We start from the raw sequence: 22,320 nt of genomic DNA, 5'->3' as shown, positions 1-22,320 counted from the left end.
CATAGCCAAGCGGACGGCATTCTCCCGCCCGCTCGACGGCGCGCCGCTCAGGGCGCGCCGAACAGCGCGGTCCAGTAGATTCCCGCATCGCTCTTCGGGTCGATCGCATAGGCCGCGCCCAGTTCGCGGTACTGCGGGTTCATCAGGGTGGCGCAGTGGCCGGGGCTGGCCAGCCAGCCGTCGACCACCTTGCGCGCGCTGTCCTGCGCGGCGGCGATGTTCTCGCCGATCAGCCCGCCGCCGTAGCCGGCCAGCTCGGCACGATCGCTCGGGGTGCGGCCGTCACGGTCGCGGTGGGCGAAGAAGTTGCCGTTGGCCATCGCCCGGCTGTGGGTTTCCGCCACGCTGCCCAGGGTGGCGTTCCAGGCCAGCGGCGGCGCCGCGGCGAAGGCCTGGCCGCCGCACTGGCGGGCCTGGGCGCGGGCAGCGTTGATGCCGTCGAGCAGCTTCTGCCCTTCCGCCTGCCAGTCGCCCATGCGCCCGGCCAGCAGCGGCCGCGCCAGCACGATGCGCCAGTCACGCCCCGCGCGGCTGACGCCGATATCGACGAACTGCGGGTCCAGCAGCACCTGGCAGTAGCTGGCCTGCAGCGCCGTCATGACCGCCTGGGCGTCGCGCGGCCCGGACAGGCTGATGGCCTGGGCGGTCACCATCTGGTAGTCGGTGCGGGTCAGCGCCTGCTGCAGGTCGCCCACGGCGCCGGCCGGCAGGATCAGCCGCGGATCGGCCGCCAGCGGCGGCAGCTCCTCGGACACCTGGTTGGCACAGCGCTGCACCTGGCCGCGGTAGGCGTTGATCGACTCGAGCAACTGCGACTCTTCGCTCGCCCCGGCAGCGGCGGCGAACAGCACTCCCAGCGGCACCGCGGCAAGCCGCAGCACGGACGAAGCAATGGGCATGGAAACCTCCTTGGTCGGACTGCCGCCATGATGCGCGATTGCAGCCCTGTTGGGCACGCCCGCCAGCCCGGAAAGGCGGCTGGACGGGGCGCGCAGGGCGCGGCAGCTGTGCGCCTGCCGGCGGCGCGGCTATGATCGGACTCATGAGCACTCCGCCGCCACTCCGCCAGCCCTGCCCGCCCGGTGTCTGCATCTGCAGGCACCGAGAGCTGCTGGACGATCCGCACGGCGACCTGCGCATCCTGCTGCTGACCCGCCACGAGGAAAGGCGCCTGCTGGAGCGGCTGGAGAACATCCAGGAACTGGCCGACCTGGAGCGCCTGCAGCGGCGCATGTACGAGCAGCTGGGCATCCGCCTGACCGTCGCGCCCGGCCACAACGAGGTGCGCAGCATGCGCGGCATCACCATCCGCCTCGCCGAACAGGCGGGGCTGTGCCGCAGGACCCGCCGCGCCATTCCAGCGGCGATCCGCCGCGCCCTGGAGGCGCGCCCGGAAATCGCCTTCCGCCTGCTCGACTCCTTCGACCTGCTGGGTGACGCCTGACGGCCGCCGCCCCGGCCATCACGCCAGCGATCCAAACGCGTCCCGGCCCGCTACAATGCACGGCTTGTTTCGTTGCGCTCGCGAGCCCGCCCCATGTCCCTGCCCAAACACCACCTGGAACTGCTCAGCCCCGCGCGGGATGTCACCATCGCCCGGGAGGCCATCCTGCACGGCGCCGACGCCGTGTACATCGGCGGCCCCAGTTTCGGTGCGCGGCACAATGCCGAGAACAGCGTGGCGGATATCGCCGAGCTGGTGAAGTTCGCCCACCTGTTCCATGCGCGGGTGTTCGTCACCCTCAACACCATCCTCCACGACGACGAGCTGGAGCCGGCGCGCAAGCTGATCTGGGAGTTCTACGAGGCCGGCGTCGACGCGCTGATCGTGCAGGACATGGGCATCATGGAGCTGGACATCCCGCCCATCGAGATCCACGCCAGCACGCAGACCGACATCCGCAGCCTGGAGAAGGCCAAATTCCTCGCCGACGCCGGCTTCTCCCAGCTGGTGCTGGCCCGCGAGCTGAACCTGCAGGAAATCCGCCAGATCAGCGACAGCGTCGACGCCACGGTGGAGTTCTTCATCCACGGCGCGCTGTGCGTGGCCTTCTCCGGGCAGTGCTACATCTCCCACGCGCAGACCGGACGCAGCGCCAACCGCGGCGACTGCTCGCAGGCCTGCCGCCTGCCCTACACCCTCAAGGACGAGAGCGGCGCGGTGGTGGCCTACGAGAAGCACCTGCTGTCGATGAAGGACAACAACCAGAGCGCCAACCTGCGCGCGCTGATCGACGCCGGGGTGCGCTCGTTCAAGATCGAGGGGCGCTACAAGGACGTCAGCTACGTCAAGAACATCACCGCCTACTACCGCCAGCGCCTCGACGAGATCCTCGAGGAGCGCGGCGACCTGGCGCGCGCCTCCAGCGGCCGCACCGAGCACTTCTTCGTGCCTGATCCGGAGCGCACCTTCCACCGCGGCAGCACCGACTACTTCGTCAACGACCGCCTGGCCGACATCGGCGCCTTCGACTCGCCGAAGTTCACCGGCCTGCCGGTCGGCGAGGTGCTCAAGGTCGGCAAGCGCGACCTGATCGCCAGCACCACCGATCCGCTGTCCAACGGCGACGGCCTCAACGTGCTGGTAAAGCGCGAGGTGGTGGGCTTCCGCGCCAGCGTGGTCGAGCTGCTCAGGCAGTTCGAGGAAAACGGCGAGCCGCGCTGGCAGTACCGCGTCGAGCCCAACGAGATGCCGGAAGAGCTCAAGCGCCTGCGTCCCAACCATCCGCTCAACCGCAACCTCGACCACAACTGGCAGCAGGCCCTGCTGAAGACCTCCGCCGAGCGGCGCGTCGGCGTCAGCTGGCAGGCCGCGCTGAGTGCCGAGCGCGTCACCCTGACCGCCACCAGCGAGGAAGGCGTGAGCGCCTCGGCCAGCCTCGACGGCGCCTTTGGCGCAGCCAACAAGCCGGAGCAGGCGCTGGAGCAGCTGCGCGACCTGCTCGGCCAGCTGGGCACCACCATCTACCACGCCGATGCCGTGGAGATCGACGCGCCGCAGATGCCGTTCGTGCCCAACTCGCAGCTCAAGGCGCTGCGCCGCGAGGTGATCGAGGCGCTGACCAGCGCGCGCGTCGCCGCCCACCGCAAGGGCTGGCGCAAGCCGGTCAGCGTGCCGCCGCCGGTCTACCCGGAGTCGCACCTGAGCTTCCTCGCCAACGTCTACAACGAGAAGGCGCGCGCCTTCTACCAGCGCTTCGGCGTGCAGCTGATCGACGCGGCTTACGAGGCCCACGAGGAGACCGGCGAGGTGCCGGTGATGATCACCAAGCACTGCCTGCGCTTCTCCTTCAACCTGTGCCCGAAGCAGGCCAAGGGCTACACCGGGGTGCGCAACAAGGTCGCGCCGATGCAGCTGGTGCACGGCGACGAGGTGCTGACCCTGAAGTTCGACTGCAAGCCGTGCGAGATGCACGTGATCGGCAAGATCAAGGGCCACATCCTCAACCTGCCGCAGCCGGGCAGCCAGGCGAGCATCGTCGCCGAGATCAGCCCCGAGGACCTGCTGAAGACCATCAGGCGGCAGCCGCTGCACTGACCCCGGCAACGACCCGCGCCGCTATCGGCGTGGGGCATGACGAACGGTGGGCAAGCCTGGCTTGTCCACCGTTCGTCGTTTCTGGCCCGCGATCTGGCGCCGCGGGACTGCTGGCCGCGCCGGCTACCCGGCAGCCGGCGCATCCGCGCACTAGACTTGAGACGTCACTCCCCGGAGATCGCCGTCATGAGCAAGAGTCACGAAACCCACAAGGAAGGCCGCAAGAAGCCGCAGAAGAGCGCCCAGGAAAAACGCCAGGCCAAGCGCGTCAAGAAGTCCGGCGGCACCCTGCTGGGCAGCCACGCGGCGCCCTGAGCCATGCCATGCCCCGGCGTCGCACGCCGGGGCCGCTTGCATGCGCGCCGCGATCCGGTAGGCTGGACGGCCAATCACTGGAGGAATCCCCATGGCCCGAGCCACTGCCCGTCACATCCTGGTTTCCAGCGAAGCCAAGTGCCTTGAACTGAAAGCCGCCATCGAAGCCGGCGCCGACTTCGCCCAGGTCGCCCGCGACAACTCCACCTGCCCGTCCGGCCGCGACGGCGGCAACCTCGGCTCGTTCGGCCGCGGCCAGATGGTCAAGGAGTTCGACAGCGTGGTGTTCAGCGCACCGCTCAACGTCGTGCAGGGTCCGGTGAAGACCCAGTTCGGCTACCACCTGCTGGAAGTCACCAGCCGCCAGGACTGATCCCGGCGCACAAGCAAAAGGGGCTGCCCGATGGCAGCCCCTTTTGCATTGTCCGGCGTAAATCAGGCCGTACCGTCGCCCTGCAGCTGCCGGGCGATGCGTTGCGCCAGCGCGGCGAGGCGTTCCTCGGCCTCGCGCTGCTCCGCCTCCTGTCTGAGCAGCGGCACGCACAGGTTCAGCGCCGTGAGCACCAGCAGCTCGTGGCTGCCGGCGCGCGGGAAGCGCTGCTGGTTCTGGTCGAGCTGCTCCTGCAGCCTGGCCGCAGCCTGCTCGAGGATCGCCTCCTCGCCGGCCGGCGCCCTGACCGGGTAGCCGATCCCGAGGATCTTCAGGACACGGACGCCACTCTCGCTCATGCGGCGCTACTGGCACCGGCGCGCTGGATCAGCGCCTGCAGGCGGGCCAGGGTGGCGGCCTGCTGCTCTTCCTGCTCCAGCGCGGCCATCTGCAGGTTCTCGTTTTCTTCGCGGGCCTGGCGCAGCTGCTGCTCGAGCTGCTGGCAGCTGGCGCTCAGGGTCTGGTTCTGTTGCAGCAGATCGGCCACAAGGCCTTCGAGTTGCGCAAGGGTGGTTTCAAGCATGGGAACGCTCCGAGGGCTCGTGAATGGCGGCAGAGGATAGTTAAAAGCCCCGCCCCCCACAACCGCCGGACGCTGTGCGACAGGTGCCGGCGAGCGCCCGAGCCGCTAGAATCGGCCACTCCCCGTTCCCGGGCCGGCCCGGGGACCCAACCCTCGCAGCGAGAGAACCGACATGGGCGCCCAGTGGAAAGCCAAACCGAAAGAAGCCGCCGCCAACGCCAGGGGCAAGATCTTCGGCAAGCTGGTGAAGGAAATCATGATTGCCGCGCGCAACGGCGCCGACCCGGACATGAACCCCAAGCTGCGCCTGGCCGTGTATCAGGCCAAGAAGGCGTCGATGCCCAAGGACACCCTGGAGCGCGCGATCAAGAAGGGCGCCGGCCTGTCCGGCGAGGTGGTCAACTACGAGCGCACCGTCTATGAAGGCTTCGCCCCGCACCGCGTGCCGGTGATCGTCGAGTGCCTGACCGACAACCTCAACCGCACCGTGGCGGAAATCCGCGTGCTGTTCCGCAAGGGCCAGCTGGGCACCACCGGTTCGGTGAGCTGGGACTTCGACTACCTGGGCATGATCGAGGCGACCCCGGAAGGCGACGCCGACCCGGAGCTGGCCGCCATCGAGGCCGGCGCCCAGGACTTCGAGGCGGCCGAGGAAGGCGCCACCCTGTTCTACACCGAACCGACCGACCTCGACGCGGTGTGCAAGGCGCTGCCGGAGTTCGGTTTCACCGTGCAGTCGGCCAACCTCGGCTACAAGGCGAAGAACCCGGTGAGCCTGTCCGGCGCCGAGCTGGAGGAAGTCGAGGCCTTCCTCGAGGCGCTCGACAACCACGACGACGTGCAGAACGTCTACGTCGGCCTCAACGCCGAGTGACGCCCTGCCAGCAGTGTACCGCCGCCCGGCGGTGCACTCCGTCGCCATGACCGAACTGCAGTTCGCGCCGCTGGCGCCGCCGCTCAAGCCGCTGCTGGACAAGTTCTACCGCGCCCATCGCTCGTCGATGCGCGCCCCCAACGGCGCCCGGGTATGGGTGGCGCGCCGCCAGGAAATCCTCGCCGCGCTGTGCCTGACCGCCGTCGACGACGGGCACTGGCTGACCGGACTGCTGGTGGCGCCGGGCGAGCGCCGCCATGGCCTGGCCAGCCGGCTGGTCGAGCAGGCACTGGCGCGCACCCCGGGGCCGGTGTGGCTGTTCTGCCACCCGGATCTGGTCGGCTTCTACCAACGCCTGGACTTCGCACCGGCAACCCGGCTGCCAGCGGCTCTGGCCGAGCGCCTGGCGCGCTACCAGCGCAGCAAGGCGCTGGTGGCCCTGGCGTCCCCCGACGCGAGGACCTGACCGGGAAAAGGCACGCGACGGGCGGAGTCCGGCTCAGTACCTGCCCATCTCGATGCTCTGCTCGCCAAGCAGGCGCGACTCCTCGCCGGCCGCCCTGGCCTTGTACACGGCCTTCACCGTGGCGTAATAGCTGTGTCCACGCCCGCCCGAACAGGGCGGCAGGTAGGCGCCACCCTTGCCACGCAGCCAGCCCTGGTGCTTCTGCTCGACGAACATGCCGGCCGGCAGGTCGAGGCTTTCCCCGGCGACCGAGGGGATGGTCGCACTCGTCTGCCCCGGAGACAGCCACAAGCCCAGCTTGCCGTGGCCACCGTGATCCATCAGGAAATAACTGCGGTCGCTGAACTCGACGATCAGCGCATTGGCGCCGGCCGGAATGTTGCCGACCCGCAACAGCGGAGTCGAACCGTGGCCACCAGCCCACCGGCAGCGCTGTCCGGCTGGGACCGTCTGGCCATCCCACAGCGGGTCAGCCAAGGCCGCCTGCAACCTGGCCGGACGTTCCACCGGCGCATAGCCCGACGACGCGCAACCGCCCAGCAGGCTCAGGCCAGCCAGCACCAGCAGGATCGACTTCTTCATTGGCATTCCTCGCATGCTCGCCCCGGACGGCCGACAGCCGGACCACCGCAGCGGGGCAGCCAAGGCAGCAGCGGACCGACTGTTTTTACCACTTGGGACAAGGTCTCTGCAGCTGGCGCCAGGGGGGATCGGCGCCGTGCACGATCGGGGGAGTCATGCGCAAGGATTGCATACGGGTTTCCCGCGCCGCAGCACGGGAAACCTCAGGCAGGGAAAGCCGGCAGGATCAGACGAAATCCTCGTCGTCGCCACCACCGAAGAAGTCGCCACCGAAGAAACCGCCATCGGCTTCTTCCGCGGCCGGGGCTTCTTCCGCCACCTGCGGCTGCTCGGCCGGCGCCGCCTCGGCAACCTTCTCCGCCTCGTCGCCCTGGAACATGTCCATCAGCATGTTGCCCAGCACCATGCCGCCGGCCACGCCGGCCGCGGTCTGCAGGGCGCCGGACATGAAGCCGCCGCCCTGCGCCGGCATGCCGCGCTGGCCGAAGGCGGACTGCTGGGCAAAGCCCGGCTGCTGGCCGAAACGGCTGGCACCGGCCGGCTCGTGCCAGCCGGAGCGCGCCGGCTGGGCGCTGACCGGGGCACTGGCCGCCGGCTGCTGCGGCTGGGAGCGACCGCCGAACAGGCCGGAGAGGAAACCGCCGCTGCTCTGCTGCGGCTGGCTCTGGACCTGCCTGAGGCTCTCGACCTGTGCCTCCAGCTCCTTGACGCGAGCGTCGAGCTGCTGGATGGCGTTCTCCTGCACGATGATCGCCTGCGCCATGTAATAGGGTGCCGCCGGCTGGCGGGCGATGTGCTCGGTGATCAGCGCCTCGGCCTGGGCTTCGCGCGGGGCGGATTGCCCCTCCACGGTACGCAGGCGGGTGAACAGACCGTCGATCAGGTTCTTCTCTTCAGCGTGCATGCTTGTCTCTTCAGTGGTTGCAGCAAGATAGGCGCATCTTCTGAATCGCCCCGGACGATGTCAAAAGCGAGCTATTGCAAGAGTTTTCCTCACCGCCGCCACTGCGTTGCCGGCGACGCCTGCATGACCAGAGGTCATGCGCGAGGCGAGCCGCCGCGGCCGGCCAGGCGGGGCTCGGATCGGCGCCATCTGCCACACGGTTTACCGCCGCGGGAGCAAAACCTTATATAATCCACGGCCTTTCACTGTCCGAACATGAGGATCATTCATGAGCACTCTGCCGCCCTGCCCCAAATGCAGCTCCGAATACACCTACGAGGACGGTCCGTCGCTGATCTGCCCGGAGTGCGGCCACGAGTGGTCCGCGCTGGCCGGCGGCGAAGCCCAGGCCGAGGGCGAGAAGGTGATCCGCGACTCGGTGGGCAACGTCCTCGCCGACGGCGACACCGTCACCGTGATCAAGGACCTCAAGGTCAAGGGCTCCTCGCTGGTGGTCAAGGTCGGCACCAAGGTCAAGGGCATCCGCCTGTGCGACGGCGACCACGACATCGACTGCAAGATCGACGGCATCGGCGCCATGAAGCTGAAGTCCGAGTTCGTCAAGAAAGTCTGACCCCTGCGGTTTCCCGCGCTCCGGCGCGGGCCTCCCGCCCCGGCCACAGCGGGGCCGGCATGGGCGAGATGCGCAGGCACCGTCGGCCGGCGCCCATCGAGGATGCCGGCCTGCGGTTCCGAGGCGTGCCCTGCCGGCGCGCGCGGAGGTCGTGGTCTATGCTCCCTGCGCCCCTTCCCCACAGCAGGAGAGCACCGCCATGGGTCTGTTCAGCACGATTCTGGAAAAGCTCGGCCTTGGCGCCAAGGCGCAGGCCGCACCGGCACAGCCAGGCGCACCGGCAGGCGGAACCGCCCCCGGTCCGGTAGCCGAAGGCGGCGCGACGCCGGCCATGCCGCTGGTCGATGTGGTGGCCCGACTGGAAGGTCTGGCCGCCGCCCATCCGGAAAGGCTCGACTGGAAGGTCTCCATCGTCGACCTGCTCAAGCTGCTCGGCCTCGACAGCAGCCTGGCCGCGCGCAAGGAACTGGCCAGCGAACTGGGCTGCCCGGCGGACAAGATGGGCGACTCGGCGCAGATGAACATGTGGCTGCACAAGACCGTGCTGCAGAAGCTGGCCGCCAACGGCGGCAACGTGCCGAAGGAACTGCTGGACTGAAGCACCGTGCGTCGACCTGCCGCCGCACGGCGGCGGGCGACCGCAGCGGAGGGCACGGCAGACGCATCACGACCGGGTATAATGCGTGCCGCACCGAGGCCTGGCCGACCAGAGCCTCCCCAACGCCGAACCGGATACACCATGTCGAAGACCAACACCCCCGACACCCATGCACCCTGCGAAGCCCAGCCGACCGGCACCGAAGCCGGCCAGAGCGGCGGCATCCCCGCCTTCCGCTTCCCCTTCTCGCCGGAAACCTACGCGCCGAAGCAGGACGACGGTCAGCCCTGGCACCAGCGCAACAACAAGTGCAACCACGACAAACGCCCGGGCATGGCCCCGCGCGGTACGCGGCGGTCGATGGGGAAGAGGTGAGCAGCCCACTTGTCGGCGGCAGGCGGTGCAACTGTTCCCAGTTTGCATGGAATCCATCCCCTGCCCCGCAAGATCGACTCGAACCACCGAGTAACTCAGCCGTTCACCCACGAAAAGCACAGTAGTTCACTCCAGAAACCCACGCCTGATGGCCAGCCCTGATCGACCTTGCCGAGATACTTGCCAGCCGGTTCATCCTCACGGGCGTGGGTAACGCGGGTGAGGATCGAAAGGCGCTTGCGCCCGCCCCGGTTCATCCCCGCGAGCGCGGGGAACGCTTCTCAGCGGGATTCCTCGGCGTTGACATTTTCGGTTCATCCCCGCGAGCGCGGGGAACGCACGATCCAGAACGGAACGCCGGGCGGAACATCCGGTTCATCCCCGCGAGCGCGGGGAACGCTTTTGCATTAACTTGGCGAGAATCTCCTCAGGCGGTTCATCCCCGCGAGCGCGGGGAACGCGCTGCCCTGGGCGTGCTGATTGTGGCCGCCGGCGGTTCATCCCCGCGAGCGCGGGGAACGCGATACCCTGGCGCTTAAACTGGCGGTCGACGACGGTTCATCCCCGCGAGCGCGGGGAACGCAACGCCGTGCAAACTCTGTCGACTCTGGCCAACGGTTCATCCCCGCGAGCGCGGGGAACGCCAGCCGGTGGCCACGGGCGAAAGCGAAATCCGCGGTTCATCCCCGCGAGCGCGGGGAACGCGCGCGCCATGTCGATTAAACCCCACCCACTTTCGGTTCATCCCCGCGAGCGCGGGGAACGCTCGTAGTAGTAGAACACCGTGCCGGACGACTTCGGTTCATCCCCGCGAGCGCGGGGAACGCGCGGCATAACCGCCGAAGAACAGGGTGCCCGGCGGTTCATCCCCGCGAGCGCGGGGAACGCTCCAGCAGCAACTGTCCAAGTTGTCGACAAGCCGGTTCATCCCCGCGAGCGCGGGGAACGCCAGACTACGAGCGCGCTCATCCCGCTCTGACCCGGTTCATCCCCGCGAGCGCGGGGAACGCGCCGCCGCCCACTCGTTGTCGAACTCGCGGCCCGGTTCATCCCCGCGAGCGCGGGGAACGCTCGGCCAGCTGTGCGATGGTCGGCTCGGCCTTCGGTTCATCCCCGCGAGCGCGGGGAACGCCAGCCGTCGAGGTTCTTCCTCGCGTTGGCAGGCGGTTCATCCCCGCGAGCGCGGGGAACGCCTCAACTCCGCAGCACAGGCACTCGCTTCTGTCGGTTCATCCCCGCGAGCGCGGGGAACGCATCATTCGACCGCTTCCGGCGCGACCTGACGATCGGTTCATCCCCGCGAGCGCGGGGAACGCCCGGAAGGCGGCCGAAGTGGAAGGAATGAACAGCGGTTCATCCCCGCGAGCGCGGGGAACGCGCCACCGGCTCCTGCGCTACCTGCGCAGCAGGCGGTTCATCCCCGCGAGCGCGGGGAACGCATCGCGCGGTCGAGGTCCTCAAGGGCTGCCAGCGGTTCATCCCCGCGAGCGCGGGGAACGCGCTGGCGATGTTGAGCTGGGCGGCCCAGTCCACGGTTCATCCCCGCGAGCGCGGGGAACGCCTCCTGGTCGACGACGGACCTGGTGGAGTTCAGGGTTCATCCCCGCGAGCGCGGGGAACGCATCATCCCGAAAAATCGCGCGACTGCCCTTCACGGTTCATCCCCGCGAGCGCGGGGAACGCGCGATGCCCGCGCGCTCCAGAAGTGCTTTCATCGGTTCATCCCCGCGAGCGCGGGGAACGCCGCTCCATCTGCCACGGCCCCGGCGTTGCCGCCGGTTCATCCCCGCGAGCGCGGGGAACGCGTCATGCTGCCGTCGCTGCTCATGTGGTCTACCGGTTCATCCCCGCGAGCGCGGGGAACGCCTGTCTGTACGCGGGCGACTTCGGCCAGCAGGCGGTTCATCCCCGCGAGCGCGGGGAACGCGCCGTTCTGGCCGATCACGTCGATGCGCTGATCGGTTCATCCCCGCGAGCGCGGGGAACGCGCAGTCCATGCCGCGCGCGCTCTCGCGGAGCTTCGGTTCATCCCCGCGAGCGCGGGGAACGCGCCCGCAACGCTGCGGCGCGACTGGAGCGCAAGCGGTTCATCCCCGCGAGCGCGGGGAACGCCGCCTCTTGGGTCACGCCTTCCTTCAGCCTAGCCGGTTCATCCCCGCGAGCGCGGGGAACGCCCTTAGCGTAACCAATTGATCCAGAAAGGAAAAATCGACCGCTAAAAACCTACCAATTTTTTCTTGTTAAAGATCGGAGCTTTCCTGCGGATGGAAAGCGACCAGGTGCAGGCCATCAAACTCGACTGGCAGGCGTCGGTTAGCGCCGAGTGTCTGGAACTCATATCCAGACTCATGGTTGCTGGCCCAAGCCATGACCACATTGCCATCCTCATAGCCTTCGGCCAGTTGCTGCCAGATCATTTCTCGCGTGCGTCGGGAGACGTCGCCGATATACACACCGGCGCGCACCTCCAGCAGCCAGATGGCCATCCGGCCGCGCAGGCGCGGCGGAACGTTTTCCGTGACCACGACGACGAAGGCCATCACTGTGTCCTGTGTCCGGCTTCGCCGATGCTTTCGGGGTTGGGAATGGCTGGCAGAACCGACTCGGGAGGCGCTTCGGGCGGGGAGATGCCACCTGCGGACAGCACCTCCTCGATGGTCGGGATGATTTTTCCGAGCAATTTGCTGGAGCGGAAAATATCCCGGCAGGCCAGCCGCACCTCCCGCTCCGGCTGCCTCGGCGACTTGGCAGCGATGCGGAAGGCAACCGGCACCACAGTGTCGAACTTGAACAGATCGGCCACGTCGTAGACGAACGACAGCGGCTTGCCGGTATGGATGAAGCCCACCGCCGGCGCATAACCGGCGGCCAGCACTGCCGCCTCGGTGATGCCGTACAGGCAACTGGTGGCCGCCGACAGACAGCGGTTCGGCACGTCGGCGGCATCCCACTCCTGGCGGTCGTAGTTGCGCGCCCGCCAGTCGACGCCGTATTGCTTGGCCAGCAGCTTGTAGGTTTCCCTTACCCGGGCGCCCTCGATGCCGCGCAGTTGCTCCACGCTGCGCCGCTCGGGTGCCTTCTCCTGGAAGCGCAGCTCATACATCTTGCGCACCACCTTCAGGCGCAAGTCGTCGTCCAGTGCCAGCTTGGCCTGATACAGCAGACGATCCGCCCGGGCACCGCCGGGTTGACCGCTGGCGTACAGCCGCACGCCAGCCTCGCCCACCCAGACCAGCAGAGTGCCCACGGTCGAGGCCAGATGCACGGCGGCATGGGAAACCCGTGTGCCCGGCTCGAGCATGATGCAGGCCACCGAGCCGACCGGGATGTGCATGCGCACGCCGTTCTGGTCGATCACCACGAAGGCGCCGTCCAGCACGTCGATCTGACCGTACTGGACGAACACCATCGACACCCGGTCCTTCATCGGCAAGGGCTTTAGGGGCGGGAGCATCAGTTGCGCGCCACGCTGAGCAGACCGCAGCCGAAGGCTTTGGCCGGGCCGATGCCCGTTGTCAGCGCACGGCTGAAGGACTCCAGGCACTGCACCTTGAGCACGCCCTCGAAACAGGCCCGTTGCACACTGATGCGTCCCTCGCCCTTGCGACTGGTCAGCAGGTCGCTGGCCGTTACCAAGGCCGCCTCGACACTGAAGCCATGACGCTCGCCCTGCCGACCGAGCCAGGCCAACTGCTCGGCTTCCCCAGCCAAGCCGTAGCGCTTGCCATTGCGGGCAACGGTGGGATTGGCCTGCAGGCGGAAGCGGTAACGGCTGCCGCCCTCGATCCACTCCTCGAGCGCCAGCCGCTTGTTCTCGACAGGCCGCTGCAGGTAGTTGGGCAGTGCCTGCAATGCCGACCAGTCAGCCTCGGCAGCCGCCTGCACCAGTACCACTGGTGCAGTCCAGGCGTTGCTACCCGCCTCCAGTCGCCAGAGAAAACGTGCGGGCTGGCTCTGCGCATCCGTAACGAAGGCACGCGCCAGGGTGCGGTGCATTTCATAGGCATCGCTCAGGTCGCGACGGGCTTGGGCACTGCGTGGATCAAGCGTCAGTCTGGTCAGGTGCATGCAGCACTCCCGATTTCACGAAACGTGGGCCAAAGCGCCGTTCGGCGAAAGGCGCCACCGGTTGATCCAGGCGAATGGCGCCCTCCCCGTCGTCCTCGAGCAGGCAACGCAGCGGCAGCCCCTGGTCGGCCCACTGTGCCGACGCCAAGCGCGGGTAGCTGGCCAGAGCCTGTTCCAGGGACAAGGGCGAGAGGCCGTCCGCCAGCCAGACCGGCAGGCCCGGGACAAAACTCTTGCGCCCCAGGGCCAGGGGCCAGACCGGCACGCGCAGGGCGGCATGGATGCGCGCCAGCAGGCTTTCGTCTTCACCCTCCAGCCCGACCAGAAAAGCCGCATCCGCCAGGTAAAAGCGTGGGCTGACCACGGTACGGCGCAGATCGGCCTTGCCGGTCGAGATCAACACGCCGGTGGCAGTCTGGTAATCGCGCATCGGTACACCTTCGCGGTCGACGCGCACGCCCATGCGCAAGGCCGCCAGATCCTCCACCGGCTCGCTGCGATCACGTCCCAAGGCCGCGCAAACCAGGCCCAACACGCCGGACTTGGACGGCTCCAGTTGCGTATCCCGTTCGTCGAAACGGCTGGTGGTCCCCCAGGACTGCAGCGGCCCTTGCAGGCGCATCAGCAGGGTGGCCATGCTCAAGCCTCCAGCCGGGACGCAGCCTGCTCGCGCACCCAGGCCGCCAGCTCGCTCAGGTTCATCGCCCGCCGGCCCTTTTGCGCCGGCCAGGCTTCGCTCAGGTCGAGGTAGGCCCACTGGTCGCGGCTGTCGGCATAGACGGCCGCCAGCCTGTCTTCATGGCTGGCGAGCAGCTCGACCGACTGGCTGCTCAGCGACTTGTCGGCCCGCGGACTCACCGGCTTCTCGAAAGCGTTGGCCAGGCTCAGCGGACCGCCATGGCGCAGGCAGACTCCGACGAAGCTGGGCAGGTTGTGCGCGGCGAAGCTGTTCTGCTTACCCGTGGGAATGGCGCGCACCACGGCCTGGGTAAAGGCTTCCAGCGCCGACAGGGCCAGCTCGCGGTCCTGCTGCAGGTTGCCCAGCAGCTTGCGCGCATCAACCACCGCATAGCGGTAGAGGGTCGCGGAGTTGAACTCCACCTGGCCGATCATGCCGGCGCCGGTTTCGTCCGCACCACCCTTGTCGTCGACGGCGGTGAAGTAGTCGAACTCGCGCTCGACGCGGTGAGTGCTGATGGCATGCGCTACCTGGCAGGCCGCATCCTGGTTGACCTCCGGCAGGTCGGCCAGCATGCGGCCGAACAGCGCCACATCCACGGCCTTGCCGCCATCGAGCAAGGCCTTGGCCTTCTTCACCACCTCGGCCGGCGCACTGGCCTTGGCCTCCTTCTTGCCTTTCTTCTCCCCACCGACGGGCGCACCGGCCAGTTCGTCCCAGTGCTGCTCGATCAGCGCGGCGAAGCCGGCGATTTCCGCTTCGCCGAGGAACAGCAGATATTCGGTCTTGCCGTCATCCTTGAGTTTGAGGCCGGCTGCGGCCAGGGCGGTTTCGATCTTGCTCTTGGCTTCATCCAAGTCTCGACCTGGCAACTTTGCCAACAACAGATCACGCAGCTTTTTGGTACGGACGCCACGGTGCTCCAGAGCCACCAGTTCATGCTCCTGAGCGGTCAGGCGGATGGCGCGCTTGAAGCACTGGCTGCTCACCCGCGCCCGGCGATGGCCGCCGAATAATGCGTCCTTGGGCGCGCCGGTATCGTCGCGGTTGAGGTTGGACGGCGCGAAGTTCTGGATCAGGTGGAATTCGATAAACAGACTCATGATGTCCCTCTCAATCGTTGGCAGGTGTCGGCATTTTTTCGCTGGTGGCGGGCACCAGCGCCCGGTAGAAATCCCGCGCCCAGCGCTGGCGCACGGCGTCGCGCCGCTCGGGGTCGATCCGCGGGTTGAGCCAGAGGCTCAGATCCTTGAGCAAGCCGCCGTAGTCCAGCGGCAGGTCGCCGGCCGCCAGCAGGCTGACGATCTGGCGCAGGTAAACCGCCAGGTTCTCGGCGTCGGCGCCCAACAGGGCGACGAAGCGCTGCTCGATGCTGGCGCTGTCGCGTTGGCGCATCAGTTCGCCCAGGCTGCTGGCCAGGCTTTTCCCGCCCTGCCTGGGGTGCGTGGCGTAAAGGCCGGCCACCACATAGAGCGCCAGGCGAGAGGCGTCCTGAGCGTGCCGCTCGGCCGCGACAAAACGCTCCACGTAGGGGTAGGCCGGCGCATAGGCGCCGGGGGCGAAGCCCTGGCTGCGCCGCAGCACCGCCAGGGCACCACGGTCGCGCTCATGCAAAGATTCCAGGTACGCGATAAAGCTCTGCGCGTAGTCGCTCATGCTCGGGCCTCCTTGTCGGCGACGGCGGGGGTGTTCTCCGGGGGACGTAGCGGGCGCAGGCGTGCCAGCAGACGTGGATAAAAGCGGGCGTCGGCACGCAGCGCCTTGGGCGAGCGGCCCAAACCGTCGCGGACAACCTGCCAGGCAGACAGGGCTGCTGCCAGCAGGGTGCGCCGCCACAGGGCATCGGCCATGTCCAGATCGTCCGGGTTGCCGCTGCCGAGCAGGGCCATCACCTGGCCCAGGGCGCGCTCGGCCGAGGCGAAATAAAGCGCCGGCGCCGGTCCCGCATCGAACTGGCTGCGCGCCCTGGCCCAGGTGTCCTTGCTGGCGGGATCAGGCAGGGTGTCGGCCAGCATGCCGGAGGCGAGCTTGCGGATATCGCCGAACAGCTCTTCGGCCTCGCGCACCTGCCGGCGCAGTTCGTTCGCGCAGTCCGGCGCGGCCAGCAGTGCCGCCGGCAAGGTGATGCGCTCGGAGCGCCAGCGCAGCAACTTGGCTTGGTCGCTGGCCAACCCGGCCACCAGCAACGGCTGCTCGCTGCCACCCAACAGAAACTGCAGGTTGGCCGCCCAGCCCAGGACTGCCGCCGGCTGGGACGCCAAGCCTTCGGCATCAGGCAACAGCGCCGGAAGATCGCGCCAGAATGCGCGCCCCTCGCTGAAGCTCAAACGCACCAGGCCATTGCTGCCGGCCCGGTAGCTGGCCATGGGGTCGGGAGCCTGGGCGTCGTCGGCCAAGGCAATGCCGGCGGCAAAACGTATCCACTGCACCCGCCCCTGCGCGTCGGCTAGCAACAGTACCGCGCGGGCCTGACGGCTATAGCGATCATTGGGACCGGTGGCCAACTGCGGCTCGCCACGCAGTTGCGCGACGCTCGGCGGAGCCTGCTCCCAACTGGGCACATCCTCGTGGCCGACCTGGGTGGGCGAATGCAAGGCCAGGCAGAGACTTTGCGCCAGCGATGCACCAAGTGGCATGACCGCCGCGGTATTGGCCAGGGCGCCGGCCTTGTCGGCATCGCGAATGGTCTTGACCAGGCCACCGGGGGTGAACTGCAGAAAGCCCAGCAGGGTGCGCAGCGCATCCGCCGCCGCAATCGGCCGCGGCGCCAGATCGCAGGAGTGGTCGAACACCACCGGCGTGTTGCCGTTGGCACTGGCCAGGGAAATCTGCGACCAGGGCTTTTGCTTGTCGCGGGTTTCCTCGGCCTCGGCCAGCGCCGCCACCTGCATGAAGGGCTGCTCGGGATGGAACAGCCAGAAGCGCTCGCGCCAATGCTCCAGATAGTCGCGCACGACTTCGACCGGCAGCCCCTGCCGATACCAGCGCACCCTGTCGGTGTCCGTCCAGCGCCCCTGGGCGCGACTCAGCGCGCGATGGAGGATGGCCAGCAGCAGGCGGTACTGGGCGATCAGGCTGGGCGGCGCGGTTTCCGCCAGGGCACTGATCTCGCCGGCACGCTCGAACACCTCCAGCAGCCCTAGGTCGCAGACCTGCCCGTCCAGCAGGCGCACCGGCAACCAGGGCTCGTCGAGCAGGTTGAAACTCCTATTCATGCCTTGTCCTCGGTTGAAGAAAGAGGGCTCTGGTAAACCAGCCCCAGTTCGCTATCCAGACGCACCGTCAGCCGGCCGAGCGGCAGGCAGCCCTGCTCCAGCGGCAAGGGTTTGAGATGGCGCAACAACGGATGCTCGGCAAACGCCCGGGGTGCTTCCGCGGCCTGGAAGTGCTTGACCAGCGCCTTGCGCGAGGCCTTGAGCTGACGGGCATAGAGCGCCCTGGCCAGGGTATCGGTCAGCAACTGGTCGGGATCGAAGGCCGCGCCATCCGGAGTCAGGCTCCAGCCTCCCGGCACCACATGCACCGGCACCAGAGTGACCGAGTCCTCACCCAGGCGGGTGTAGTTGGGCAGCCCCAGGCCCTCCTCCCCATCCTCATAGCCGCGACACTTCTGCACATAGGCCGTCTGCGGCTCGGCATCCGGATCGATCGCCACATTGATGGCCATCATCCGCTCGGTCTGGCATTTGCCGAGGTGGCCTCCGTAGGCCTCGTCCTCGATAAAGGCGCGATCGGCCTCGGCGAGGTCGGCCGGCAGCTCGGCCTCGCCATACACCGCCTGTACCAGGCGGTCGATATCCTGCGGCAACTGCAGCTCCGTCTCACGCGACAGCAGCGCCCAGGTGCGGCCGAGGATGTAGGGCGCATAGATGTATTCCCATCCGGTGGTTTTCAGGTCGGGCAGCCGCTCGGGGGCAAGACCGGCGACGAACAGGCGCGCCTGTTCATGAGCCGCCGGGCGCGAGCGTTGATGACGATGCAGGCGGCCGGCACGCTGCAGGATCAGGTCGACCGGGGCCAGGTCGGTGAGCATGAAGTCGAAGTCGATATCCAGCGACTGCTCGGCCACTTGCGTAGCGACCAGCAGCGCCCTGCCTGGTCGCTCGCCGCCCGCGCCGAAAGCGGCCAGCACCTCGCGCTCCCGCTCGCCACGCTGGTCGGCAGGGAAGCGCGCATGGAACAGCAGCAGGCGCGTATCCGCTCCCAGGCGCTCTTTCAGCCTGAGGTAAAGAGTCTGGGCACGGTCCACTGTGTTGACGATCAACGCACCGCAACCGCCGCCCTGCAGGCACTCCAGAGCGCACGCGACCAGGCTGTCCAGATCCTCGCCTACCGCCTGCAGGCTGATCGGTGGCAACGGGCGCGAGGCGCAGGTAGCGCCTTGCAGGCCACGCTCGTCGGCCAGCAGCAGACGCGGATAGGGCAGCCCCGGGATGGCGTCGTTCGCGACGCCCCAGGCCCGCAGCAAGGAATCGCGCCGCTGCGCCGGCAGGGTCGCGCTCATCAGCACCACCGAGCTGCCCAAGACCTTGAGCCAGCGCAGCAGGGCCTCGATCAGGCCGCTGGTGTAGGTGTCGTAGGCATGTACTTCGTCGAGCACCACCACCCGGTTAGCAAGCCCCCACAGCCGGACGAAGTGGTGCTTGACGTTGAGCGCAGCGAACAGCGCCTGGTCGACGGTGCCGACGCCATAGGGCGAAAGCAGCGGCCGCCGGCGCTGCGAGAACCAGGTGGACGAAGTCACGCTTTCGCCGGGCGTGCCATAAATGCCACGCAGCTGCTGAACGTCGTCGTTCATCGCAGCCCCGCCATGCACCAGCTGCATGTCCAGCGCGCTATCGCCGGCGAATGCCTGCAGAAAGGTCAGCGCACGGCGAAACAGGGCATTGCCGGTGGCCTGGGTCGGCAAGGCGACATACAGGCCACGATGCTGGTTGGCCGCCTGCAGCCGCAAGTGGGCGAGAAAGGCCAGCTCGGTCTTGCCCTCCCCCATGGGGGCCTCGACCAGCAGCAGGGCCGGGCCACGCACGCCGTCGAGCAGCCGGTCGGCCTCGCCCTGCAGCGGACGGGCACGCAACTCCGGGCGTTGGACGATACGCCCGATCAGCTCGTCGACGGTTGCCGAATCGCGCAGCAAGGCGCCGCTGCGGCCCCAGCCGATAGCCGCCAAGGCCTGCTCTGCCAGCGTGCGAGCATCCGCGTGATGGTCGGCCAAGGCATCCCGACGCTCGCCAAGAGAAAACCAGGCGGGATTGGAGCCTATCCAGTCCGCCACGCTGGTAAGGCCTGCCAGCCACTGCACCGCCGGCAGGGACAAGGCCTCGACCTGTGGAGCCCCCTGCGGCGCCAGCACCGCCCAATAGGCCGCGAAGACCTCTCGGCGCGCTTCGCCCCACACCGCGGGCTCGAAAGCCGGCTTGGCGCGATTGAACTCCTGCTGACTGAAGTTGTAGCCGTGGTGGGCACTGATGGCCTGCAAGGCATGACGAATCCACAGCAGATGCGGGACTCCCCGGTCGGACAAGTGCTCCCACAACAGGGCCGCGCTGGCACAAGCATGGTCGGTCACGTTCAGCGAACGTGCAGGGAACGGCAGCCCCAAGGTTTCCTCGACCTTTCGCCCCTCGGGCCACTTGTCCTGAAAACCGGGAATGGCCTTGCCGAAGTCATGCAAGCCGACCAGGGCGGCAACCCAGCGGACCACCTGCAGCCGCTCCAGGCCCAGGGCCTGCGCCGCCCAGTCGAGACTACTCTCGGGCTCATGCTCCAGTAGCACCTCGGCCACTGCCGCCACATCCAGCATGTGCGCCAGCAGCCCATGCCCGACGGGGTCGCCACTTTTCGCCCAGAGAGCACGGGCATGTGGGGGAAATGCGGAAAAATGAAGGGCTGTCATCCTTGGCTGCCTCTGTTGCTCGATATCGAACTTGGCCGATCAAAACACAGCAAGCCGAGCAAACGAAACCCTGGCTGGAAACACAGGTAACCAAAGTTGACGGGGGGCACCCCCGGCATCACCTCGGCAACCGCCGCTGGCCAAAGGCAACATGACTAGCCTACAGACGGCACCACTCAAGGCTTGCAGCCCCTTGAACGGGTCGGACAGTGCCAATAAAGCCCCCCGGCGCCTTCTGCCGCCGAGCAAATAAAATATGCCTACTTTATTGACAGCAGAGCCCAGCAGACTCCGCGACACCGGCCTCGCACCAGAAGTGATACCGACGCATCACAATCTGCAGTGCACCGCTGTCGGCCGTTAGACCAGCCGATGCTCCTCACTGATACGACGCGACCAGAATCCGCTGGAGGGATTGCGCTGGACGTCGCGGCTCAGCAGATTGATACGCGCAGTTCATCCCCACATGCGCGGGGAACACGTCGTTGCCGCCCCTCGCCCGCCTCCCGGCCATGCCCTCACGGTTCATCCCCGCATCCGCGAGGAACACAGGTGCTTAGCCTGGCGCAGCGTGAGGAACATCTGCTCATCCCCGCATCCGCAGGGAACACGTAGCCGCAGCTCTCGAGGTCGACGCGATTCCACGGTTCATCCCTGCATCCGCGGGGAACACAGGCTCACACCCAGGCCTGCGCCGAGCGCCGGCGGTTCATCCCCGCATCCGTGGGGAACACTCGGCCGCCGCGGTCACCCAGCTGTCGGAGGTCGGTTCATCCCCGCATCCGTGGGGAACACGCCGACGAAAACAAAAATCCGCGCGAGCATTTCCGGTTCATCCCCGCATCCGTGGGGAACACCGGAAACGGTTGTCGGCACCCACAGCATCGAGCGGTTCATCCCCGCATCCGTGGGGAACACTCGGGGGCGGCCTGTATTGCGGCGCGCTTTTTCGGTTCATCCCCGCATCCGTGGGGAACACTCCTCGGAGACGTAGCTTTCACTAAGGAGACTCGGTTCATCCCCGCATCCGTGGGGAACACATCGCCGTCGGCCGCGCGGGCGCCGATGTAGTCCGGTTCATCCCCGCATCCGTGGGGAACACAACGCACAGGGATTTGAAGCGATTGTGTAGCTCGGTTCATCCCCGCATCCGTGGGGAACACGGGAAGCCTGGAAAAAGCAGGTCGGCCCCGACTGGTTCATCCCCGCATCCGTGGGGAACACACTTAGCCTAACCATCTGTTTTCAAAGATCAATTCAGACCATTGAAGTTCTACCGAGCCAACCGCCCCCTACAAACATCCCCCCACCACCCGCGCCAGCCTTTGCACGCGCGGGTCCATCAGCACGTACGGGCCGAGGGTGTTGGTGACGAAGCCGAAGGCCAGTTCGCGCTCGGGGTCGGCGAAGCCGATGGAGCCGCCGGCGCCGGGGTGGCCGAAGGCGTGGCGGCCGAGGCCGTAGGTGGCGTTGGGCACCTCGGGCTGCTCGAGCATCAGGCCGAGGCCCAGGCGGGTGTGGGTCAGCAGGGTGCGGTCGTCGCCCAGGCTGTGCTCGCGGGTCATCTCGGCGAGCAGGGCGCTGTCGAGCAGGCTGCCGTCGAGCAGTCCCGCGTAGAAGCCGGCCAGGCTGCGCGCGTTGCCGTGGCCGTTGGCCGCCGGCTGCGCCATGCGCCGCCACTCCGGCTTGTTGGTGCTGGTCATGATCGACGGCGGGTTGGTGAAGGCGCGGGTGGTCATGGCCTGCGGCTCGCGCATCATCGCGTTGAGCACGCGCTGGGCGGCGGCGTCGCCGAGGTTGCCCTTGCCGCGGGAGATGTGGGCGACGCGGTGGAACTCGCTGTCGGGGAGGCCGATGTGGAAGTCGAGGCCCAGCGGCCGCGCGGTGCGCTCGACGATCACCTCGCCGGGATTGCGCCCGGTGGCGCGGCGGATCGGTTCGCCGATCAGCCAGCCGTAGGTGATGGGCGCATAGCCGTGACCGTCGCCCGGCGTCCACCACGGCGCCTCGGCGGCCAGCGCGGCGGTCATCGTCTCCCAGTCGTAGAGGGCTTCCGGCGGCAGCGGCTGGCGGATCGCCGGCAGGCCGGCGCGATGGCTGAGCAGCTGGCGCAGGGTGACGTGCTGCTTGCCGGCGGCGGCGAACTCGGGCCACAGGCGGGCGACCGGCTCGTCCAGCGCCAGCTTGCCCTCGCCGACCAGCTGCAGCGCCGCGACGGCGGTGAAGGCCTTGGTGCAGGAATACAGGTTGAGGATGGTGTCGGTGTGCCAGGGCTCCTGGCCATCCCTGTCGGCCATGCCGGCCCACAGGTCGAGCACCGTCTCACCGCCGATCTGCACGCACAGCGCGGCGCCGCGCTCCTGCGGGTCGTTGAACAGCTCGGCGAAGGCGTCCTTCACCGCCTCGAACTGCAGGTCGAAATAGCCGTGGATGTGCATGGGGACTCCTGTGCCAGGTTT

At 67.9% G+C, this 22,320-nt stretch carries 23 protein-coding genes and 1 CRISPR repeat array; of the genes, 9 read left to right on the top strand and 14 right to left on the bottom strand.

Annotated features, from left to right (window positions below):
* Window positions 1–47: 47 nt before the first annotated feature.
* Entirely contained in the window at window positions 48–899 is an 852-nt protein-coding gene (locus SK095_RS21210) for a CAP domain-containing protein (protein WP_320547428.1), read from the bottom strand.
* Window positions 900–1,042: 143 nt separating this feature from the next.
* Between SK095_RS21210 and SK095_RS21205 the strand changes: the two genes are divergently transcribed.
* From SK095_RS21205 to SK095_RS21190, 4 genes are all read left to right on the top strand, one after another.
* Window positions 1,043–1,444, top strand: a complete 402-nt coding sequence (locus SK095_RS21205) for a hypothetical protein (protein WP_320547427.1) — start codon at window positions 1,043–1,045, stop codon at window positions 1,442–1,444.
* Between the two features lie 93 nt (window positions 1,445–1,537).
* A complete protein-coding gene (locus SK095_RS21200) occupies window positions 1,538–3,538 on the top strand; it encodes a U32 family peptidase (RefSeq protein WP_320547426.1) in 2,001 nt (666 codons plus the stop codon).
* Between the two features lie 186 nt (window positions 3,539–3,724).
* On the top strand, window positions 3,725–3,853 hold the full coding sequence (locus SK095_RS21195; RefSeq protein ID WP_256659003.1) for a hypothetical protein: 129 nt from the start codon (window positions 3,725–3,727) through the stop codon (window positions 3,851–3,853).
* 91 nt (window positions 3,854–3,944) lie between these two features.
* Entirely contained in the window at window positions 3,945–4,226 is a 282-nt protein-coding gene (locus SK095_RS21190) for a peptidylprolyl isomerase (RefSeq protein WP_136489198.1), read from the top strand.
* A 62-nt stretch (window positions 4,227–4,288) separates the two neighbouring features.
* On the opposite strand, the gene SK095_RS21185 is transcribed toward SK095_RS21190, so the two are convergent.
* Window positions 4,289–4,582, bottom strand: a complete 294-nt coding sequence (locus SK095_RS21185; RefSeq protein ID WP_136489199.1) for a cell division protein ZapA — start codon at window positions 4,580–4,582, stop codon at window positions 4,289–4,291.
* Complete coding sequence (locus SK095_RS21180) at window positions 4,579–4,806, bottom strand: hypothetical protein (RefSeq protein ID WP_136489200.1); 228 nt, start codon at window positions 4,804–4,806, stop codon at window positions 4,579–4,581. The genes SK095_RS21185 and SK095_RS21180 overlap by 4 nt, the downstream gene beginning before the upstream one ends.
* Before the next feature lie 172 nt (window positions 4,807–4,978).
* Here SK095_RS21180 and SK095_RS21175 point away from each other — a divergent pair, with 172 nt between their 5' ends.
* Entirely contained in the window at window positions 4,979–5,680 is a 702-nt protein-coding gene (locus SK095_RS21175; RefSeq protein ID WP_136489201.1) for a YebC/PmpR family DNA-binding transcriptional regulator, read from the top strand.
* Between the two features lie 46 nt (window positions 5,681–5,726).
* The gene (locus tag SK095_RS21170) at window positions 5,727–6,146 is read left to right on the top strand and encodes a GNAT family N-acetyltransferase (protein WP_320547425.1); all 420 of its coding nucleotides are present in this window, start codon (window positions 5,727–5,729) and stop codon (window positions 6,144–6,146) included.
* A 33-nt stretch (window positions 6,147–6,179) separates the two neighbouring features.
* Here SK095_RS21170 and SK095_RS21165 read toward each other — a convergent pair whose 3' ends face one another.
* Both SK095_RS21165 and SK095_RS21160 read right to left on the bottom strand, forming a co-directional pair.
* Window positions 6,180–6,728, bottom strand: a complete 549-nt coding sequence (locus SK095_RS21165; RefSeq protein WP_320547424.1) for a hypothetical protein — start codon at window positions 6,726–6,728, stop codon at window positions 6,180–6,182.
* 226 nt (window positions 6,729–6,954) lie between these two features.
* The gene (locus SK095_RS21160) at window positions 6,955–7,632 is read right to left on the bottom strand and encodes a DUF2076 domain-containing protein (protein ID WP_320547423.1); all 678 of its coding nucleotides are present in this window, start codon (window positions 7,630–7,632) and stop codon (window positions 6,955–6,957) included.
* 268 nt (window positions 7,633–7,900) lie between these two features.
* On the opposite strand from SK095_RS21160, the gene SK095_RS21155 reads away from it, so the two are divergent.
* The 3 genes from SK095_RS21155 to SK095_RS21145 all read left to right on the top strand — a co-directional run bounded on the left by SK095_RS21155 (window position 7,901) and on the right by SK095_RS21145 (window position 9,218).
* On the top strand, window positions 7,901–8,245 hold the full coding sequence (locus SK095_RS21155; RefSeq protein WP_136489205.1) for a zinc ribbon domain-containing protein YjdM: 345 nt from the start codon (window positions 7,901–7,903) through the stop codon (window positions 8,243–8,245).
* A 199-nt stretch (window positions 8,246–8,444) separates the two neighbouring features.
* Window positions 8,445–8,843: a DUF3597 domain-containing protein gene (locus SK095_RS21150; RefSeq protein ID WP_320547422.1), complete on the top strand. Its 399-nt coding sequence runs from the start codon at window positions 8,445–8,447 to the stop codon at window positions 8,841–8,843.
* 141 nt (window positions 8,844–8,984) lie between these two features.
* Window positions 8,985–9,218 (top strand): hypothetical protein, encoded by a 234-nt coding sequence (locus SK095_RS21145; RefSeq protein ID WP_136489207.1) that lies wholly within the window; start codon window positions 8,985–8,987, stop codon window positions 9,216–9,218.
* Between the two features lie 188 nt (window positions 9,219–9,406).
* Window positions 9,407–11,392: a CRISPR direct-repeat array (repeat unit 29 nt; unit sequence CGGTTCATCCCCGCGAGCGCGGGGAACGC).
* Between the two features lie 66 nt (window positions 11,393–11,458).
* Here SK095_RS21145 and cas2e read toward each other — a convergent pair.
* From cas2e to SK095_RS21100, 9 genes are all read right to left on the bottom strand, one after another.
* Window positions 11,459–11,758, bottom strand: coding sequence for a type I-E CRISPR-associated endoribonuclease Cas2e (gene cas2e, locus SK095_RS21140; protein ID WP_320547421.1), 300 nt, complete (start codon window positions 11,756–11,758; stop codon window positions 11,459–11,461).
* Complete coding sequence (gene cas1e / locus SK095_RS21135) at window positions 11,758–12,672, bottom strand: type I-E CRISPR-associated endonuclease Cas1e (protein ID WP_320547420.1); 915 nt, start codon at window positions 12,670–12,672, stop codon at window positions 11,758–11,760. The genes cas2e and cas1e overlap by 1 nt, the downstream gene beginning before the upstream one ends.
* A complete protein-coding gene (gene cas6e / locus SK095_RS21130) occupies window positions 12,672–13,286 on the bottom strand; it encodes a type I-E CRISPR-associated protein Cas6/Cse3/CasE (RefSeq protein WP_320547419.1) in 615 nt (204 codons plus the stop codon). The genes cas1e and cas6e overlap by 1 nt, the downstream gene beginning before the upstream one ends.
* Window positions 13,261–13,923: a type I-E CRISPR-associated protein Cas5/CasD gene (cas5e, locus tag SK095_RS21125; protein ID WP_320547418.1), complete on the bottom strand. Its 663-nt coding sequence runs from the start codon at window positions 13,921–13,923 to the stop codon at window positions 13,261–13,263. Before cas5e ends, cas6e begins: the two co-directional genes overlap by 26 nt.
* 2 nt (window positions 13,924–13,925) lie before the next feature.
* A complete protein-coding gene (gene cas7e / locus SK095_RS21120) occupies window positions 13,926–15,068 on the bottom strand; it encodes a type I-E CRISPR-associated protein Cas7/Cse4/CasC (RefSeq protein ID WP_320547417.1) in 1,143 nt (380 codons plus the stop codon).
* A 10-nt stretch (window positions 15,069–15,078) separates the two neighbouring features.
* Entirely contained in the window at window positions 15,079–15,621 is a 543-nt protein-coding gene (gene casB, locus SK095_RS21115) for a type I-E CRISPR-associated protein Cse2/CasB (protein ID WP_320547416.1), read from the bottom strand.
* Window positions 15,618–17,180, bottom strand: a complete 1,563-nt coding sequence (gene casA / locus SK095_RS21110) for a type I-E CRISPR-associated protein Cse1/CasA (protein ID WP_320547415.1) — start codon at window positions 17,178–17,180, stop codon at window positions 15,618–15,620. Before casA ends, casB begins: the two co-directional genes overlap by 4 nt.
* Window positions 17,177–19,861 carry a CRISPR-associated helicase Cas3' gene (gene cas3, locus SK095_RS21105; protein ID WP_320547414.1) on the bottom strand — a complete coding sequence of 895 codons (2,685 nt, stop codon included), beginning with the start codon at window positions 19,859–19,861 and terminating at the stop codon, window positions 17,177–17,179. The genes casA and cas3 overlap by 4 nt, the downstream gene beginning before the upstream one ends.
* A gap of 1,292 nt (window positions 19,862–21,153) precedes the next feature.
* Entirely contained in the window at window positions 21,154–22,299 is a 1,146-nt protein-coding gene (locus SK095_RS21100; protein ID WP_320547413.1) for a serine hydrolase domain-containing protein, read from the bottom strand.
* Between the last annotated feature and the right edge of the window lie 21 nt (window positions 22,300–22,320).

It is taken from the genome of Pseudomonas sp. AN-1 (genome assembly GCF_034057115.1).
Classification (GTDB): Bacteria; Pseudomonadota; Gammaproteobacteria; order Pseudomonadales; family Pseudomonadaceae; genus Geopseudomonas.
This window is presented reverse-complemented; position numbering and strand designations above follow the sequence as displayed.